The sequence below is a fragment of the Micromonospora sonchi genome (assembly GCF_014646235.1).
Lineage (GTDB): Bacteria > Actinomycetota > Actinomycetes > Mycobacteriales > Micromonosporaceae > Micromonospora > Micromonospora sonchi.
In genome coordinates, this window is the sequence record NZ_BMNB01000002.1 from 33,809 (window position 1) to 50,393 (window position 16,585).

Consider the following 16,585-nt stretch of genomic DNA (forward strand, 5'->3'; position numbering starts at 1 on the left):
GCAACATGGAGCAGAGTAACGCCCGCAGCATCGGGCAACTGTCCCACACGTGTCGTTAGGGTGACAGCGTGCGCCTGGCCACGTTCAACCTGCTGCACGGCCGGTCCCTGACCGACGGCCTGGTCGACCCCGCCCGGCTCACCACCGCCGTGGCCGCCCTCGACGCCGACGTGCTGGCCCTGCAGGAAGTCGACCGCGACCAGTCCCGCAGCGGCAACCTCGACCTCACCGCCGTCGCCGCCCAAGCCCTGCACGCCACCGAACACCGCTTCGCCGCCGCCGTGGTCGGCACCCCCGGCGAAACCTTCCGCCCACTGACCCACGACGACGACGGCCACGGCGAACCCTGCTACGGCATCGGCCTGGTCACCCGCCACCGCGTCACCGCCTGGCGCGTCACCCGACTGCGACCCGCCCCACTACGCTCCCCGGTCTACGTACCCGGCCCCGGCGGCGGACTCGTCCTGCTGCGCGACGAACCCCGCGTCGTCCTCGCCGCCGTCCTGGACACCCCACACGGCCCGGTCACCGTCGCCGCCACCCACCTGTCCTTCGTCCCCGGCTGGAACGCCCACCAACTACGCCAGGTCGTCCGCGCCCTACGGCTGCTGCCCGCCCCCCGCATCCTGCTCGGCGACCTCAACCTGCCCGCCTGGGCCACCCGCGCCATCTCCGGCTGGCGACTGCTCGGCCGCCGCCCCACCTACCCGGCCGGACAACCCCGCGTCCAACTCGACCACATCATCGCCGACCGACACGGCTTCGACCGCCTACCCCCGGTCACCGCCGTGCAGACCCCCCTGTCCACCATCTCCGACCACCGCCCCCTGCTGGTCGACCTCGGCTGAGGCCAGGGCGGACCTCGTCGAATCAGCGCGGTCGTGCACCGCCTACGCGACGCGGCGTACAGGGCGCAGCAGAGTGAGGGCCCGGAGAGCATCCGCGCGGGAAATCGGCTGGTCGTCATCGGCTTGCATGGTGAGCACGATCTCGATGGCTTGGCGGATCCAGGCGGTCTTGGTGACGCCGGCGGCCTCGGCCGCCGCAGCCACCGACTCGTCGAGTTCTGCCGGTAGGCGCAGCGATCGCACGACCATGATCTCCGAGCCGCGCGGCGGGAGTGCGCCCAGCAGTTCGTCTTCACGCTCCGGCGCTGGCGGCGCGTTGTCCCGGTGCTCGCTCTGCGGCTGCTGCGAGCTGGTCGGCCAGGTTCTTCAGGGCCTGCCGTAGTTCGTCGGGTCGGTGGATGGTGAAGGGCCATTCCAGGGAGGCGAGCAGGTGGGCCATTCCGTCCAGGCGCTCTGCCCTTGCGCGCATCAAGACACCGCCGGTGTCTGCGGTGAGTGTCACGGCGGAGCGGGGCAGTCGGCGGGCGACGTCGTCCAGCGGGCCGTGGATGAGAACCTCGACGTCCCAGCGGTAGGGCACTTGAGCCAGTGCCGAGGTCAGGTGGGTGACGGGGTCGAAGTCGTCGGGGGCGGTGAAGGTCTGCGTGCGGGTCGTGACTGATGCGATGCGGTCGATACGGAAGGTCCGTAGGCTGTCGTGCCGGTGGTCGCGGCCGACGGCGTACCAGCGGCCGCGATGGAAGACGACGCCGTAGGGATCGAGGTCACGTTCGGTCTGGTCCTGGTGCCAGGACAGGTAGCTGATGCCGACGGTGGTGCGGGCGCGCGACGCCTGGGCCAGGGCCAACAGCACACTCGTCTCGGGTGCCTGTGCGGTCACCGCGTTCGTCGTGAAGGACAAGGTCTCTCGCATGGCGGCCAGCGGCTCCCGCAGGCTGTGCGGCAGGACGCGTTCGATCTTGGCCAGTGCGCCCGAATTCGCGGGGATGGTCATGCTCATGCCCAGCCGCTCAGCGGCAAGCAGGCCCACAACGACGGCGAGGGCCTCGTCGTTGGTGAGCACCAAGGGTGGCATCCGGTAGCCGCGGGCCAGGCGGTAGCCGCCGTGGCGTCCTCGTTCGGCCTCCACCGGGATGCCAAGTTCGCGCAGGTGCGCGGCGTACCGGCGCACGGTGCGGACGTCGGTGCCGAGCCGATCGGCCAGCTCGGAGCCGGGAATCCGCGTGTGCGACTGGAGGAGTTCCAGCAGGGTCAATACGCGGGTGAGGGGATGCGACATGGATCACTCGACCATTTCAGGGCGGAACTTGTCCTGTATTGATCCTACGCTTGCGGCGGCACGTCACTTCAGGGAGATCACATGGCTACCTTCGTACTCGTTCCCGGCGCCTGGCTCGGCGCGTGGGCCTGGGAAGACACCACGCAGGCCCTGCGTGAGCGGGGGCATACGGCGCTGCCGCTGACGCTGACCGGTCTCGGCGAGTACGCCGACCGGGGCACCCCGCAGACGGACCTGGAAACCCATATCGCGGACATCACCGACTTCGTCGAGCAACGCGATCTGCGCGACGTCACTTTGGTCGCCCACAGCTACGCAGCTGCTCCCGTCACCGGGGCCGCCGGGCGCCTTGGCGATCGACTGGAGCGTGTGGTCTACGTGGACAGCGCCCCGTTCGCCGCTGGCATGTGCATGCTTGACCTCATGCCACCCGAGGCTGTCGACCAGCTGCGCCAGCAGGTAGCAGAGTTCGGCGACGGGTGGCGGCTGCCGATGCCGCCCGTTGACGTCCTGGGCTTGTCCAGCAGCCTCTACGGACTCGACGAGAACAAGCGGGGGCTTCTGCGCGAAGGTGCCACCTCCCAGCCGTTCGGCACCTTCGAGCAGCGGCTCGCCGGCCCGGCCGAACCCAGCCCAGACGTCGACCGCGTCCTGGTCGCTTGCAACGACTTCAAGAACCTGCTGGACGCCGGGGTGCCGACGTTGGCGTTCCTCAACCAGCCGCCGTGGCGGCGTTTCGACCTGTCGACGGGGCATTGGCCTATGTTGTCGGCGCCAGCCGAACTCGCACACGTTCTCGGCTCGGCCGTCTCCTGACGGCGCAGAGCAGCAGATGCACCCGATGCTTCCGGGACGAACCCGAGCCACGGCAGCCGATGTTGCCCCGCGCAAAGCCGTCGCCAGCGACGTCCCGGTGCCGGTGGACCCGGCCACGGTCCGGCCGCGACGAGCCCGTGTGCGACCGGATTGACTACGCCCCGAGGACCAGGCTCCGATCTGCACCAGCTACACAGGCTTCTCCACCTCCTACGCCTGCATCCGGTGCGGGCAGGAAAGCAGACTGCACGCCGGCCGTCGCTGCACCCGTTGTACCTTCGCCCGGCGCGTCGCGGAACTCCTCGACAGCTGGCACCGCTGGCCGAGCTGCTGACCAGCATGGACAACCCGCTCTCCGGCCTGGCTTGGGTTTCGTCCCGGCACGGCCACCCGACCCGGCGTCCTGCTGCGCCTCGGCGACCCACCGAACCGGTCCCCGAACCGGTCGCCGAGCTCACGATCACCCCGCTCATGGAGGCCCCGACCCAGCCGGCCAACCGACATCCTGGCGTTACGCAGAGTCAGCTTCGTTGATCTTCATGAGCGAATACGCGATAGATCGTTTACATGACCCTGCCAGTCGTCTCTGGCGGGCCTCGTGGCGCTATCGCTGCTGCTCGAGCCACTGGTCGAAGGTGGTCGGCGTGATGCGGGCACCCTCGCCCGGCAGCAGCACGTCACCGGCCATCGCCGGACCGAACAGCGCCGACCAGGTCGGCACGAGCGTGACCGCGCGGCCGCGCGCGGAGTTGGTGCGTCGGGCCATGTCCACCAGGTCCTGCGGTTCCGGACCGGCGATGTCGGCGTAACGCCCCTGGGGCTCGCCGGTGGCGATTTCGGCGAGGATGTCGGCCACGTCCGCGGGCGCGATCGGCTGCACGAGCAGCGGGGCGATGGTGGCGACCCCGTCCCGCTCGGTCCAACTGGTCACCATCGCGGCGAAGTCGTGGAACTGGGTGGCCGGGACGATCGTCCACGGCACCGGCCCGGCGGCCACGAGGCGCTCCTGCTCCCGCTTGCCCGCGTAGTGCGCGTTGCCCTCGACGCGATGGACCCCGGTGATGGAAAGCAGCACGTGGTGCCGGACTCCGGCCCGCTGCTCGGCCGCCAGGAGGTTGCGCGTGGTGGTGCCGAAGTACGCCACCGTCTCTGCCGGGTCGGCCGCCGTGCTGTTGGTGACGTCGACGACGGCCGCGACGCCGGTCAGGACGTCGTCGAGGCCGTCACCGGTGGACAGGTCCACTCCGTGGGAGCGGCTGATCCGCACGACGTGGTGCCCGTCTCGTTCGAGGGCGGTGACGGTGAGGGTCCCGATGTTCCCGGTCGCGCCGGCAACTGCGATCCGCATGATGATCTCTCCTCTGACGTTGTCGCCGGCGACGGTATCATGGACTAAACGGGTCCACAATGTCTGCGATAGAATCGGCGGCGTGAAGCTGCCTGTGAGTACCGAATGGGTCCTGCACTGCGCCACCACGCTGGCGCAGCTCGAACCCGGAACCACCGCGTCAACGGCCCAGCTCGCGCAGTACTACGACCTCCCGCCGGCCTACCTCGCCAAGCAGCTCAAGGCGCTCGTCAAAGCCGGCGTGCTCGCCGCCACCACCGGCCCCAAGGGAGGATTCCGGCTCGCCCGGCCCACCACCGACATCACCCTGCTGCAGATCGTCGAGGCCGTCGACGGCGCGTCCCCGCCCTACGAGTGCCGCGAGATCCGCCAACAGGGGCGGGGCGCGCTACCCCCCGAGGACTGCCGCGACACCTGCATCCTGGCCGAGAAGATGGCCGACGCGCACCAGGCGTGGCGCCGCAGCCTCGCCGACGTCGCCCTCGCCGACGTCCTCACCGCGCTGCCCCCGACCGCACCGGCCCGCACCCGATCCCGCCTGGCAAGCATCCGCTGACACCTGCGGCGGACACCCGCCGCCCCACCGGGGCCGCCCGTAGCTTCCAGCTCAAGCGGCGCTCAGACCCGAAGGACACAGGATCCTACAAGTCAGTCTCTCCCTGGTTCAGGGGATTGCCAGGCGAGTAGTCGCCGAGGCTGGTGAGCAGTTTGCGCAGCAATCCGGCGAGATGTTCCTGGTCGCCGCCGCTCAGTTCATTGAGCAGCTTCGCCTCCAGGTCGACATGGGCGACGACGACGTCGTCGATCAGCTTGCGGCCGCGCTCGGTCAGCGTGATCAGCACGCTGCGCCGATTGGAGGGATCGACCTCGCGGGTCACCAGGCCTCTGGCAACGAGGCGGTCGATCCGGTTGGTGATCGCTCCAGAGGTGACCATCGCCGACTCGACCAACTGCCCTGCGGTGAGCTGATACGGAGGCCCGGACCGGCGCAGCGTGCCCAGTACGTCGAATTCCCATAGTTGCAGGTCATGTGCGGCGAAGTTGGCACGAAGCTCACGCTCGAGTAGCCGGGAGGCGCGCTGGATCCGGGCCACCACGCCCATCGGGGTGGGGTCGATATCGGGCCGCTCGGTCCGCCACTGATTCAGCCGCCAGTCGACGTTGTCCTCCACCAGCCTGCCGCCTCCAGAATCTCTCAACGTGAAACTGTTTGACGCTAGCCTAACAGACGCCTACTCTCGCCAACGTTGAACAGTTCAACGTTAAGGAGATTGGATGGCACAGGCCCCGAGCCGGCCGGACGCGGGCAACGCGTCCGTGCCCGGCAGCACCCTGGGACTGACCGCGCTGACCGCGACCGCGCCGATCAGCTGGGGCACCACATACCTGGTCACCACCGAGTTCCTCCCACCCGGCTACCCGATAGTGTCCACTGTGATCCGCGCGCTGCCGGCGGGGCTGATCCTGCTCGCCGTCACGCGCAACCTGCCGCGCGGCCAATGGCTGTGGCGCTCGCTGCTGCTCGGCACCCTCAACATCGGCGCGTTCAACGCGCTACTGTTCGTCGCCGCCTATCGATTGCCGGGCGGCGTCGCGGCGACCCTCGTCGCCGTCCAGCCGTTGTTCGTCGCTGGCCTGGCGTACCTGCTGCTCAGCGAGGAGCCCACGCGCTGGCGGGTCGGCTGGGGCCTGGTCGGCGTCGTGGGCGTCGGCTTGATCGTCCTGCGCGGCCAGATCTCCTTCGACCTGGTCGGCGTCCTGGCCGGCATTGCCGCTGCCGGCGTGATGGCCAGCGGGATCGTCCTGACCAAACGTTGGGGACGTCCAGCGGGCGCCGGCGCAGCGACCATCGCCGGCTGGCAGCTCACCCTCGGCGGTCTCGTGCTCGTCCCGCTCGCGCTCAGCTTCGAGGGACTCCCGCCCGCACTGGATCACCGTGCGATCGGCGGCTACGCGTGGCTATCGGTTGTGGGCGCCCTGCTTTCGTACGTCGCCTGGTTCCACGGCATCGGCAGGCTGCCCGTGGTCGCCATGTCGTTCCTCGCCCTGCTCTCACCCGCAGTCGCCACGATCCTGGGCTGGCTGTTCCTCGATGAGTCGCTGACGCCCTGGCAGGGCCTCGGGTTCGTGCTCGCGCTGACCACCATCGCCGCCGCGCAACTGACTCCGGATGCCATCCGCAACCTGGTCCGCATCCCCACCACCACCAAGGGAGCATGAACGTGTCACGCACCGTGCTAATCACCGGAGCCACCGGAACCGTGTCCACCGCGCTGCTGAAGGCGCTGAAGGGCGCCGATGTAAACCTTCGCGCTCTCGTCCGCGAAGAGTCCAAAGCCGACGGCCCACACCAGCAGGGCGTCGAGGTCTTCGTCGGCGACCTCGATGACGCTCGCTCACTGCCTCCCGCCTTCGAGGGCGTGCAGGACGCCTGGCTGCTCACCCCGAACGGCCCGCGCGCTCCGGAGCACAACATGAACGCCGTGTGGGCTGCACGCCAGGCCGGTGTGGAGCGCATCGTGCGCTTGTCCGTCGTCGGCGCGGCACACGACGCGCCGAATCGCAGCGGCAGGCTGCACGCGCTGTCCGACCGGGAGACCGAACGGTGCGGCATGCGCTGGACGATCCTGCGCCCGCACTGGTTCATGCAGAACCTGCTGAACGAGGCGGGCGACATCGCCGCCACCGGCACATTCTCGCTGAACATGGCCTCGGCGCGGATCGGCATGATCGACGTACGCGACATCGCCGAGTGCGCTGCCCGCGTGCTCCTCGACGACCCGGATCGCCACCACGGCCAGACGTACACCCTCACCGGCCCACGCTCGCTGACGTTCGACAAGGTCGCCGACCAACTGAGTCTCGCTCTCGACAGGTCCATCACGTACCTGCCGGTCAGCGACGACGCCAAGCGCAAGACACTGCTCGACTACCGCGTCCCGACATGGATCATCAACATGCTCGAGGAGTACGCGCAGGCGTATGCCTCCGGCTGGGGAGACTTCACCACCGACACGGTCGCCGACCTTCTCGGCCACCCCCCGCGCGACATCGCCGACTTCATCCGCGACCACGCCGCAGCGTTCACCTCAGCCGACGACCACTGAAACCGAGATCCAGGCGAGACAACTCCGATCCGAGCGCGACCCCGCCACCGTCCCCACAGGTTGCGGGGTCGCCTCCGGTGAACGTCCGCTTCTGCCGCTGACATGGCGCACCGACAGCTCAGTTGCCATCACCGTTGGTAAGTCACCCTCGCCGCTACCCGCCCGGCCGGGCCATCCTCGTGGCCGCAGATCGGCGCCAGCGTCAGGGAGTTGGCGTTATTCAACGTGGCTGCCGGATCAGCCATGAACACGAATACGAGACAGTTGGATTACGCGACCCTGCCAGCCTTCCGCGACCTCGGCATCCCGACCGTCCCAGGCCGCCTCGCAGCGCTCCGCTAGCTCGTACTTCAGGCTCCGGCACCGGTCGTAGCTCAGGCTCAGGTCTTTCACCACGACACCACCCAACGACACCACGCCGGCAGTGGCACCTGAAACCGCTACAGCCCGTCATGACGAGCCACCCAGGAGACCCCTTCCCGGGATGGCCCGCTCGCGGCTCTCCGCAGCAGCGGCAACGAACCCCTTCGTCACTGCTGGTGAAGCCGCTCGGCGCCCGCTGACATACTGATTTGGCCGAGTTGAGGGCGGTCGGCGGCTGAGTGGAAGAGACGGCATTCACGGGCAGCTTCTCGAGCGATGTATGTGGAAACTGGCAGCGGGAGCCGGGCCGGTATGACCCGGCTCCCTTGCTGATCAGTACGGGCGGAGCGACGTGAAGAACTGCGTCAGTTCGCCGGCGAGCAGGTCCGGTTCCTCCAGCGGCATGAAGTGACCGCCCCTACCTGGCTCGCTCCAGTGCCGGATATCGGTGCAGGCGCGTTCGGCGATCTCGCGGGGAAAGTTGGCATACGAGGGCTCGGCGCTCACCGTGAACGCGGCGGGCACGGTGATGTCCGGTCGTGGGCTGTTGTGGTCGAAGTCGAAGTACTGCCGGAACGACGAGCCGAGGGCGCCGCTGGTCCAGTACAGGGTGATGGTCGTGAGCAGGGTGGCCCTGTCGAAACGGCTTTCCAGGTCCCCGTGGTTGTCGCTCCAGTCTCGGTACTTGTCGACGAGCCAGGCGGCCAGTCCGGCTGGAGAGCCGGCCAGTGCCGCGGCGATGGTGTCCGGTCGGGTGCCCATGATGGCGCTGTAGCTGCCATCGGTCTCGTCGTATGCCGCGTCGGCGTCCAGGAATGCCTGCTCGGCGGGCGACATCGGGTGGGAGTCGAAGCTGGCCGGGAACGGTGGGTGGATCATGTGAATGCCGGCTACCTGCTCGGGGTCATCCGGGCGCCCTCATGGTCGGTACGGCATTCAGATCGCCCGCTGCGTCACAGACGATGATCGTGGATGCAGATCTCGCCGCCAACACCATGCTCCGTGTGACTCACCGTGATTGCGGACGAGCCATGAACGCGAATACAAGACAGTTGGATTACCCGACCCTGCCAGTCGGACGGCCCGGCTGACCACGCACCAACCCCACCAACGCCCGGTTCGTGCGATTGGCCCGCACCGCCTCCCGCTGCTGACCCGCGGTCACCTCGATGTAGTTCTGCGACGACGCCAACGACGCGTGCCCCAACAACCGCATGATCTCCGCCGCACCGGCGCCGTCCTCGGCCAACCGCGTCGCGAACGTGTGCCGCAACGCGTGCAACCGCGCCCCACGCGGCACCCGGTCGCCGATACCGGCCCGCCGGTAGCAGGACTCCACCAGATACTGCAGACCGCCCCGACGCAACGGCTCACCGTGCCGGTCCACCAGCAGCGGCGAATCCGGCCGCACCGTACGCGAACCGAACCGCCTCCGGCGACTGTCCAGATAGTCCGCCAGCACCGCGTCCAGGTCCGGCTCCACCGGCATCATCCGGGGCCGCCCACCCTTGCCCGACACCTCGAGCCGCCGCTCGCCGGGCCGGCCCGCGAGCGAACCGACCCGCAGCGCCAGCAGCTCCGACAGCCGCAGGCCGGCGCAGAGCGCCAGGGCCAGCACCGCCACGTCCCGCTCCGGCCACGGATCACGCTGCCGGCCCTCGCCGCGCGCGGCCGAGGCGAGCAGCCGCTCCGGAGTGTCCTCACCGCGCAACGGCTTGGGCTCAGGGAGCGGGGCCCGGGGACGGCCCACCCCCGGCATCGGATTGCCCGTCACCACCTGCTCGGCCACCAGGAAGGAGAAGAAGCCGTTCCAGGTCGACCAGGCCCGCCCCACCGAGGCAGCGGCCCGGTCGGTGGCGAACCGGGCGAAGGCCGCCCGCAGGAGTCGGGGGGAGAGCGCGCCGATCCGAAGATCGTCGAGGGGGAGGGGAGGGGTGGCCAACTCCGCGGCGAGGGCGGCCACGGTGCTCAGATCACGCCGGTACGCGGCCTGGGTGTGGGGGGAGGGCTTGCGGGTGGCTCGCGCGGTCAGGAAGTCCTCGATCAGCGCGACGACCGCCTTATCCGGTTTGTCATGCATAAGGCATATTATGCATGATTCTCGCGTCTGGCGCTGCCTTCGGTGCGGGGGAGAAGTGTCGGTGGCCGGTTCTAAAGTGGCCTCACCTGTCGAGCGATGGAGGCACACCATGACGACCCTGCCCGGGCGGCCGAACACGGCGCTGCTCGTTGTCGACGTTCAGCAGGGAGTGGTCGCCGGCGCCCACGACCGCGACGGCGTGATCGCCAACATCAACACCCTGGTGGCCAAGGCCCGCGCCGAGAAGGTGCCCGTCATCTGGGTGCAGCACTCCGACGACGACCTCCCGCAGGGCAGCCCGGACTGGCAGTACGTTTTCGAGTTGGTCCGCCGCGACACCGAGCCGCTGGTGCACAAGCGCTACGGCGACTCCTTCGAGCAGACCGACCTGGAGGCGGTGCTGGCCGAGCACCGCGTCGGCCGGCTGGTCGTCACCGGCGCCCAGACCGACATGTGCATCCGCTCGACCCTGCACGGCGCGCTGGTGCGCGGCTACGACGCCACGCTGGTCACCGACGCGCACACCACCGAGGACCTCAGCGCGTACGGCGCGCCGCCTCCGCACCAGGTGATCGCGCACACCAACCTGTACTGGCGCTTCCAGTCCGCGCCCGGACGACAGGCCGGCACCGTGCGGACGGTGGAGGTCGAATTCGCCGTGGCCGGCTGACCGGGGAGACCCGATCCACCGCCAACTTTACATAATGTGGATTATCGAATCCGGATCACGAGGCGTCCCGCAGCGATCAGAAGGACTGCTGGGCCGACGGTGCGCTGTGCTCGTTGACCGCCGCGACCAGTTCGTTGAACATGACCTCGTACGCCTCGCTGAGGTGTTCCACCAGTTCGTGCGGCAGAAGGTCGGTTGTCCAGACCAACGTCGCCGTCCCCTCGGCGTCCGTCAGCACCTGCATCTCGGCCTGGTGGTGCTCCGCCCCCGGGACCCCAGGTATCGCGTAGACGGCTAGCGCTCGAGGAAGTCCCACGCCACGTCCGCCGTCACCGTCAGCTTCGCCTCGCGATAGATGGTTGCCATCCGTCCCCACCTGGTTGGTCGGTCCAGCTGTCGGTCTGGCCGCCAACCATCGCATGTTCGGCGCTGAATGGGCAACGACGCCAGATTCGTCGCGGTCACTCCCCTCCCCTCGCGAGGCGAAGTTCACTCTCCACAACCGATGGGCCCGGTCGGAGGACCGGGCCCATCGGCGATAGCTACGGCGTCGCCAGCGGCTGCCCACCACGGTTACCGACCAAGCTTCCGGCAAGCTGCTCAACCCGTGATTCGGGTGTTCGGGGTGGTGCCTGGCAGTCCGCCGGTGTTGGTTTCGAAGGCGGGGATGGGAGTGCTCGCGAGTGCGGTCCCGTCGGCGGCGTGGGCGGTGACGGTTGCGGGCTTGGTTGGCGGGACGGTGGTGGTGCCGGAGCCGGCTGTGCCGAGGGTGACCGGGGTCGAGGTGCCGTCCAGGGCCGTGACGGTGGCGGTGGCCGCGCCCGGTGGGGCTACCACGATGACGCGGTCGGTCCGGGTGTCCCTGCCTTCGACGCGCATCCGCCAGGCGATGGGGCGTTGTTCGGCGCCGTCGGCGGGCAGCAGCAGCCGCAGGTCGGTTCGCCAGCCGGTGCTGTCGCCGTGCATGGCGTAGGCGATGACGCCACCGTCTCGGGGTTGGATCGTGAACAGCGCGGCGGGTTTGTCGTTGATGGTGCCGCACCAGCGTACGCGGATCGTGATGTCGCGGGCGGACAGCCGGCTGTCCTCCAACGCGAATTCGACGAAGCGGGAGAGGATGGCCTGGTCGATAGCGGGTCCTTGGGTGTGGCGGAGGGCGGCGGTGAGCATGTCGTCGGTCGGCTCGTGGCTGGTGCCCGGTCCGGTCCAGCTGCCGTGGATGGGGCCTTCGTAGATGACGGTGTCGTCGTTGCTGACCAGAGTGGTGAGCGCGGGTCCCCCGACGAGTGTGGTCGGCGGCACCTCGGCGACGCCGATGCCGGTGCCGGCCGATGAGGAAAGTTGGTGGCTCGCCACGACGCCCTTCGGGGAGTAGCCGGAGAAGGCGCTGATGGTCACGGTGGAACCGGCGGGTCCGATGACCACCGCAGCGCCGCCGTTGTTCGCGTCGCTTTCCATCCAGGTGACCACCCGGGCGTCGGCGGTTTCGTTTCCGCCCTGTTCCATCTGGTCCGACTCGGCGCCGGGCGGACCGGTGTACCAGATGAGCGTGGAGCTGGTGATGACGCCCAGGCGCAGGGGGACGAAGACCAGCGCGACCCGTCGGCCGGGGATGTCGTCGGCGTACACGATTCGGATCGCGTCGCGGTCGGTGACTCTCCACCACCCCTGCGGGTCCTGCAGGTCTGTGACCTGCCTGCGTAAGCCGTCCAGCCAGGTGTGATCGGCGGCGAGGGCGCCGCGGGTGGGGCCGTCGGCCAGTGGTGACGGCGATGAGGCGACGGCTATGCCGGGAAGCCACCCGGGCAGGGGTATCAGGTTGGTCTGAACGCCGACGGCGGCGGCCAGGATTCCGGCGATCACGCCGACGCGGACCCGGCGTGCGCGGCGGTGCACCTTCTCTTGCTGGGCGAAACGTGGCCACGGGTCCGCCGCCACGGCCAGCGTGTCGGCTTCGGCGCGGAGGGTTTCGCCGAGCGTTGTTTCGATGTCTGCGGTCATGCTGGGTCCTCCTGCAGGCTTGTCCCGATGAGCGTGGACGGTGGCTTCAGGTCGGCTCGCAGTCGGGCGAGCCCGCGCGAGGCCTGGCTTTTGACCGTTCCGGTCGAGCAGCCGAGGACCTGGGCGATGTCCGTCTCGCTGAGGTCCTCGAAGTAGCGGAGGACGAGCACGGCTCGCATCCTCGGCGGCAGGCGTCGCAGCGCCCCCAGTAGGTGGTGTCTGTTCTCGGCCCGGTGGTAGGCGTCCGGTGCCGTGATGGCGTCGGCTTCGAGAAGGGGTACCTCGACTGTTCGGCGGCGTCGCCGCCACGAGACCGCGGTGTTGACCATGACCCGGCGGACGTAGACGCCGGGTGCGTCCTTGCGGAGGACGCGGCCCCACCGCCGGTGGGTTTTTTCCAAGGCCGACTGCACCAGGTCCTCGGCGGCGCCGCGGTCTCCGGTCAGCAGGTAGGCCGTGCGGGTCAACGGCCCCCACTGTTCCACCACGAATTCGCGAAACCGTTCCTCGTCCTCACCCGGCATGACTGGTCCACATCGTCGACCACACTGTTGCTTGCATGGCAGGTAAGACGCTGCCTGGTGGGCGACAGGTTGAGCGGCGCGGTGAAGAATCTCGTGGCGGCCCGCTCAGGCGCCCTGGCCCTGGTTCTGCATGAGGCCGCCGTCGATGAAGTACGTCGAGCCGGTCACGTAGTCGGCGTCGGCGCTGGCGAGGAAGACCGCCAGTTTGGCGATCTCGGTGGGCTGCGCGGCGCGTTTGAAGGGGATGCTCTGCACCTGCTCCTCGAGGTAGGCCGGGTCGTCGATGGCGCGTTGGTTGAACGGGGTGAGCACCATGCCGGGGCCGATGTTGTTGACGTTCAGGTGCATGGGTGCGACTTCCAGGGCGAGGCTCTTGGCGAATTCCAGCAGGGCGCCCTTGCTGGTGTCGTAGTCCGCGCCGCCGGCTCGGGCGACCTCCTGGTGGATCGACGTGATGTTGATGATTTTTCCGTTGCCGCCCTGGTCGCGGCGGTGTCGTACGAAGCGTCGGGAGCAGAAGAACGCGCCGTAGACGTTGGTGCGGATGGCCCGGTCCCAGGTGGCGGTGTCCAGGTCGGCCACGGGGGTGCCGGAGGCGTCCACGCCGGCGTTGTTCATGAGGATGTCGAGCGCGCCGAAGGCGTTGAGCGCCTCGTCGAACATCGCCTCGACCTGGTGTTCGACGCTGATGTCGCCCTGCACCACGACGGCTCGGCGGCCGGCGCGTTCCACTTCGGCCCTGGTGTGGTCGGCGCCGGCGTGGTCGTGCAGGTAGTGCACCACGACGTCGGCGCCTTCCCGGCTGAACTCGATGGCGGTGGCCTGTCCGATTCCGGAGTCGGAGCCGGTGATCAGGGCGGTTTTTCCGGCGAGGCGTCCGGTCATGAGGGTGCTCCTTCCGTGCGACCCGTACCGGCCGGCACGGGGTGTCGCGGTCGGCCCGCGGTGGCCCGCCGCTCGGCGGCTTCGGTGAGCTGACCGGCGGCGTTGATCAGCCCGATGTGGGAGAAGGCCTGCGGGAAGTTGCCGAGTTGTTCCCCGGTGGCGGGGTCGATCTGTTCGGCGAAGAGGCCCAGGTCGTTGACCTGGGCGGCGAGCTGGCGGAACAGTGCCTCGGCGCGGTCCACCTCGCCGGCCAGCGCGAGGCAGCTGACCAGCCAGAAGGAGCAGATGACGAAGCCGGCGGGGTCGTCGTTCCAGCGGCGCAGCAGGCCGTGGTGGGACAGTTCGCGTTCGACGACGTCGATCGTGGAGCGCATTTGCGGGTCGTCGGCGGGCAGGAAGCCGACCAGCGGCATGAGCAGCACGGAGGCGTCCAGTTCGGCGGAGCCGAAGGCTCCGGTGAAGGCGCCCAGGCGCTCGTTCCAGCCCTGGCTGAGCACGGTCTGACGGACCTCGTCGCGGGCGGTGGTCCAGCGGGCCAGGTCGGTGCGGTCGCCGAGCCGGGTGCCGAAGCGGGTCGCCCGGTCCAGTGCGGTCCAGCACTGCACCTTGGAGGAGACGTAGTGGCGTTCGGCGTCGCGGGCCTCCCACATGCCGGCGTCCGGTCGGTGCCAGTTCAGCGCCGCCTCGTTGGCGAGGTCGTGCAGCAGTTGCCGTACGTCGGGGGCCATGGGGTCGAGGTAGTGGCGCATCAGCCAGGCCGCGTCGAGGACCTCGCCGAGTACGTCGTTCTGGCGTTGTTTCCAGGCGTCGTTGCCGACGGTGACGGGTCGGCTGTCGGCGTATCCGCGTAGGTGGTGGAGGTGGTGTTCGGTGAGGTCCCGTTCGCCCTGCACGCCGTACATGATCGGGACGGGATTGTCGCTGATGCGGCCGGTGGCGTGGGCGACCCAGGTGAACTGTCGGGTGGCCTCGTCGGGGCAGGCGGCGCGCCAGAGGGCCTGGAGGGTGAGGCTGAAGTCGCGTACCCAGACGTAGCGGTAGTCGTAGTTGCGGCCGGCGCCGGGTTTCTCGGGCAGGGAGGTGGTGGCGGCGGCGACGATGGCGCCGCTGGGCTGGTAGGTCATGCCTTGGAGGATGATGGCGCTGCGGCGGACCTGGTCGGCGAAGAGGCCGCGGTACTGATCGCGGTGCAGGTCGGCCCAGGAGCGCCAGCCGGTGATGGTGTCGGCGATGGCCTGGTCGGCGTCGGGCAGGGCGGGTGGGTCGGCGTCGTAGGTCGGTGCGTGGCCGAGGGTGAAGCGGTAGGTTTCGGCGGCTCGGACGGTGAAGGTGGCGGTGGCGTTGCCCTGGTCGCTGGTCAGCGGGATGTCGGCGCGCAGGCTGAGCCGGCAGGCGCCGGCGCTGGCGTCGATGGTGCCGTGGTGTTCGGTCAGGTAGGCGGTCACCTGTCCGTATTCGAAGCGTGGCCGGTAGTCGAGGCGGATCGGGACCGTTCCGGTGAGTCCTTCGACGACCCGGGCCAGTACTCGGGGTGAGTGCAGGCCGATGTCGTGGCCGCGGGCGCCGGGTTCGAGGGCGAGGGCGTCGGTCAGTGCGACGCTGCCGTTGGCGGTGGTGAAGACGGTACGCAGGACGAGGGTGTCTTCGAGGTAGGACCGTTCGGCGGTGAAGGGTTCTTCGGGTTGGATGGACCAGTGGCCGGCGTGTTCGTCGAGCAGTCGGGCGAAGACTGAGGGGTCGTCGAAGCGCGGCGGGCACCACCAGTTGACGGAGCCGGCGCGGTCGACCAGGGCTGCGCTGCGTCCGTCGGCGAGGAAGCCGTGTGCGGCGATGCGTGCGCTGTCCACGGCGGCGGTTACCCGCCGGGGCGGGTGGCATGCCTGGGTGGGTCAGCTGGGTGGGTGGTGGGGGGGCGTGGTGGTCAGAGGCCGCCGCCGACGCGGAGGATGGCGCCGGTGGTGTAGGAGGCGTCGGGGCTGAGGAGCCAGGCGATGGCGGCGGCGACCTCGTCGGGTTCGCCGGGGCGGCCGAGTGGGATGCGGCTGGCGGCGCGGTCGGGTCGGTCGGGTTGGCCGGAGAGGGCGTGGATGTCGGTGCGGATGATGCCGGGGGCGACGGCGTTGACGCGGATGCCGTGGGGGGCGAGTTCCTTGGCCAGGCCGATGGTGAGGGCGTCGGTGGCGGCTTTGACGGCGGCGTAGTGGACGTACTCCCCTGGGCTGCCGAGGGTGGCGGCGGCGGAGGAGATGTTGACGATGGCGGCGCCGTGGGTCATGCGGCGGGCGGCCTGTTGGGCGCAGAGGATGTAGCCGATGAGGTTGACGTCGACGACGTGGCGCAGGTCGTCGGGGTCGAGGTCGGTGAAGGGGCCGATGGGGCTGGTGATGCCGGCGTTGTTGACCAGGCCGGTGATGGGGCCGAGTTGGGCGGCGGCGTCGAACAGGGCGGTGACCTGGTTGGGGTCGCGGGTGTCGGCGGGTACGGCGACGGCGCGTACGCCGGTGGCGCGTAGTTCGGCGGTGATGGTGTCGGCGGTGTGGTGGTCGCGGCGGTAGCCGAGGGCGAGGTGGTGGCCGGCGTGGGCGAGGCGGCGGGCGGTGGCGGCGCCGATGCCGCGGCTGCCGCCGGTGATGACGGTGACGGGTGTCATTGGTCCTCTCCCCT

Annotated in this window: 18 protein-coding genes; 6 read left to right on the forward strand and 12 right to left on the reverse strand. The window is 69.4% G+C overall.

Annotated features, from left to right (window positions below; translation table 11 throughout):
* The first annotated feature begins 68 nt into the window (after positions 1 to 68).
* Positions 69 to 848: an endonuclease/exonuclease/phosphatase family protein gene (locus IEY61_RS02355; protein WP_189040559.1), complete on the forward strand. Its 780-nt coding sequence runs from the start codon at positions 69 to 71 to the stop codon at positions 846 to 848.
* A 42-nt stretch (positions 849 to 890) separates the two neighbouring features.
* On the opposite strand, the gene IEY61_RS02360 is transcribed toward IEY61_RS02355, so the two are convergent.
* Both IEY61_RS02360 and IEY61_RS02365 read right to left on the reverse strand, forming a co-directional pair.
* The gene (locus IEY61_RS02360) at positions 891 to 1,097 is read right to left on the reverse strand and encodes a toxin-antitoxin system HicB family antitoxin (protein WP_189040560.1); all 207 of its coding nucleotides are present in this window, start codon (positions 1,095 to 1,097) and stop codon (positions 891 to 893) included.
* Positions 1,098 to 1,140: 43 nt separating this feature from the next.
* Positions 1,141 to 2,127: a helix-turn-helix transcriptional regulator gene (locus tag IEY61_RS02365; RefSeq protein WP_189040561.1), complete on the reverse strand. Its 987-nt coding sequence runs from the start codon at positions 2,125 to 2,127 to the stop codon at positions 1,141 to 1,143.
* 81 nt (positions 2,128 to 2,208) lie between these two features.
* Here IEY61_RS02365 and IEY61_RS02370 point away from each other — a divergent pair, with 81 nt between their 5' ends.
* Positions 2,209 to 2,943 (forward strand): alpha/beta fold hydrolase, encoded by a 735-nt coding sequence (locus IEY61_RS02370; protein WP_189040562.1) that lies wholly within the window; start codon positions 2,209 to 2,211, stop codon positions 2,941 to 2,943.
* A 604-nt stretch (positions 2,944 to 3,547) separates the two neighbouring features.
* Here IEY61_RS02370 and IEY61_RS02375 read toward each other — a convergent pair.
* Positions 3,548 to 4,291 (reverse strand): SDR family oxidoreductase, encoded by a 744-nt coding sequence (locus IEY61_RS02375; RefSeq protein WP_189040563.1) that lies wholly within the window; start codon positions 4,289 to 4,291, stop codon positions 3,548 to 3,550.
* Positions 4,292 to 4,373: 82 nt separating this feature from the next.
* On the opposite strand from IEY61_RS02375, the gene IEY61_RS02380 reads away from it, so the two are divergent.
* A complete protein-coding gene (locus tag IEY61_RS02380) occupies positions 4,374 to 4,847 on the forward strand; it encodes an RrF2 family transcriptional regulator (protein ID WP_189040564.1) in 474 nt (157 codons plus the stop codon).
* A gap of 85 nt (positions 4,848 to 4,932) precedes the next feature.
* On the opposite strand, the gene IEY61_RS02385 is transcribed toward IEY61_RS02380, so the two are convergent.
* Positions 4,933 to 5,463, reverse strand: coding sequence for a MarR family winged helix-turn-helix transcriptional regulator (locus IEY61_RS02385; RefSeq protein WP_189040565.1), 531 nt, complete (start codon positions 5,461 to 5,463; stop codon positions 4,933 to 4,935).
* Between the two features lie 103 nt (positions 5,464 to 5,566).
* Between IEY61_RS02385 and IEY61_RS02390 the strand changes: the two genes are divergently transcribed.
* A complete protein-coding gene (locus IEY61_RS02390) occupies positions 5,567 to 6,511 on the forward strand; it encodes an EamA family transporter (protein ID WP_189040566.1) in 945 nt (314 codons plus the stop codon).
* On the forward strand, positions 6,508 to 7,398 hold the full coding sequence (locus tag IEY61_RS02395; RefSeq protein WP_229705625.1) for an SDR family oxidoreductase: 891 nt from the start codon (positions 6,508 to 6,510) through the stop codon (positions 7,396 to 7,398). The genes IEY61_RS02390 and IEY61_RS02395 overlap by 4 nt, the downstream gene beginning before the upstream one ends.
* A gap of 696 nt (positions 7,399 to 8,094) precedes the next feature.
* Here IEY61_RS02395 and IEY61_RS02400 read toward each other — a convergent pair.
* Together IEY61_RS02400 and IEY61_RS02405 are read right to left on the reverse strand one after the other, a co-directional pair.
* Positions 8,095 to 8,640: a hypothetical protein gene (locus IEY61_RS02400; protein ID WP_189040567.1), complete on the reverse strand. Its 546-nt coding sequence runs from the start codon at positions 8,638 to 8,640 to the stop codon at positions 8,095 to 8,097.
* Between the two features lie 178 nt (positions 8,641 to 8,818).
* Positions 8,819 to 9,841: a tyrosine-type recombinase/integrase gene (locus IEY61_RS02405; protein WP_189040568.1), complete on the reverse strand. Its 1,023-nt coding sequence runs from the start codon at positions 9,839 to 9,841 to the stop codon at positions 8,819 to 8,821.
* Positions 9,842 to 9,950: 109 nt separating this feature from the next.
* Between IEY61_RS02405 and IEY61_RS02410 the strand changes: the two genes are divergently transcribed.
* A complete protein-coding gene (locus IEY61_RS02410; protein ID WP_189040569.1) occupies positions 9,951 to 10,511 on the forward strand; it encodes an isochorismatase family protein in 561 nt (186 codons plus the stop codon).
* Positions 10,512 to 10,587: 76 nt separating this feature from the next.
* Here the strand turns inward: IEY61_RS02410 and IEY61_RS30985 are convergent, their stop codons facing one another.
* From IEY61_RS30985 to IEY61_RS02440, 6 genes are all read right to left on the reverse strand, one after another.
* Positions 10,588 to 10,755 carry a hypothetical protein gene (locus IEY61_RS30985; RefSeq protein ID WP_229705626.1) on the reverse strand — a complete coding sequence of 56 codons (168 nt, stop codon included), beginning with the start codon at positions 10,753 to 10,755 and terminating at the stop codon, positions 10,588 to 10,590.
* Between the two features lie 356 nt (positions 10,756 to 11,111).
* Positions 11,112 to 12,512, reverse strand: coding sequence for a hypothetical protein (locus IEY61_RS02420; RefSeq protein WP_189040570.1), 1,401 nt, complete (start codon positions 12,510 to 12,512; stop codon positions 11,112 to 11,114).
* On the reverse strand, positions 12,509 to 13,036 hold the full coding sequence (locus IEY61_RS02425; protein ID WP_189040571.1) for a SigE family RNA polymerase sigma factor: 528 nt from the start codon (positions 13,034 to 13,036) through the stop codon (positions 12,509 to 12,511). Before IEY61_RS02425 ends, IEY61_RS02420 begins: the two co-directional genes overlap by 4 nt.
* Before the next feature lie 105 nt (positions 13,037 to 13,141).
* Entirely contained in the window at positions 13,142 to 13,921 is a 780-nt protein-coding gene (locus IEY61_RS02430) for a glucose 1-dehydrogenase (protein ID WP_189040572.1), read from the reverse strand.
* Positions 13,918 to 15,768 carry a glycoside hydrolase family 15 protein gene (locus tag IEY61_RS02435; protein ID WP_189040573.1) on the reverse strand — a complete coding sequence of 617 codons (1,851 nt, stop codon included), beginning with the start codon at positions 15,766 to 15,768 and terminating at the stop codon, positions 13,918 to 13,920. Before IEY61_RS02435 ends, IEY61_RS02430 begins: the two co-directional genes overlap by 4 nt.
* Positions 15,769 to 15,842: 74 nt before the next feature.
* A complete protein-coding gene (locus tag IEY61_RS02440; RefSeq protein WP_189040574.1) occupies positions 15,843 to 16,571 on the reverse strand; it encodes an SDR family oxidoreductase in 729 nt (242 codons plus the stop codon).
* Positions 16,572 to 16,585 lie beyond the last annotated feature (14 nt).

Bases quoted from the DNA above. Each gene is read 5' to 3' on its own strand.
- IEY61_RS02395 (WP_229705625.1), top strand. From the start codon at position 6,508: ATGAACGTGTCACGCACCGTGCTAATCACCGGAGCCACCGGAACCGTG.
- IEY61_RS02425 (WP_189040571.1), bottom strand. From the start codon at position 13,036: ATGCCGGGTGAGGACGAGGAACGGTTTCGCGAATTCGTGGTGGAACAG.
- IEY61_RS02410 (WP_189040569.1), top strand. From the start codon at position 9,951: ATGACGACCCTGCCCGGGCGGCCGAACACGGCGCTGCTCGTTGTCGAC.
- IEY61_RS02440 (WP_189040574.1), bottom strand. From the start codon at position 16,571: ATGACACCCGTCACCGTCATCACCGGCGGCAGCCGCGGCATCGGCGCC.
- IEY61_RS02370 (WP_189040562.1), top strand. From the start codon at position 2,209: ATGGCTACCTTCGTACTCGTTCCCGGCGCCTGGCTCGGCGCGTGGGCC.
- IEY61_RS02405 (WP_189040568.1), bottom strand. From the start codon at position 9,841: ATGCATGACAAACCGGATAAGGCGGTCGTCGCGCTGATCGAGGACTTC.
- IEY61_RS02400 (WP_189040567.1), bottom strand. From the start codon at position 8,640: ATGATCCACCCACCGTTCCCGGCCAGCTTCGACTCCCACCCGATGTCG.
- IEY61_RS02375 (WP_189040563.1), bottom strand. From the start codon at position 4,291: ATGCGGATCGCAGTTGCCGGCGCGACCGGGAACATCGGGACCCTCACC.
- IEY61_RS02365 (WP_189040561.1), bottom strand. From the start codon at position 2,127: ATGTCGCATCCCCTCACCCGCGTATTGACCCTGCTGGAACTCCTCCAG.
- IEY61_RS30985 (WP_229705626.1), bottom strand. From the start codon at position 10,755: ATGCAGGTGCTGACGGACGCCGAGGGGACGGCGACGTTGGTCTGGACA.
- IEY61_RS02360 (WP_189040560.1), bottom strand. From the start codon at position 1,097: ATGGTCGTGCGATCGCTGCGCCTACCGGCAGAACTCGACGAGTCGGTG.
- IEY61_RS02390 (WP_189040566.1), top strand. From the start codon at position 5,567: ATGGCACAGGCCCCGAGCCGGCCGGACGCGGGCAACGCGTCCGTGCCC.
- IEY61_RS02420 (WP_189040570.1), bottom strand. From the start codon at position 12,512: ATGACCGCAGACATCGAAACAACGCTCGGCGAAACCCTCCGCGCCGAA.
- IEY61_RS02430 (WP_189040572.1), bottom strand. From the start codon at position 13,921: ATGACCGGACGCCTCGCCGGAAAAACCGCCCTGATCACCGGCTCCGAC.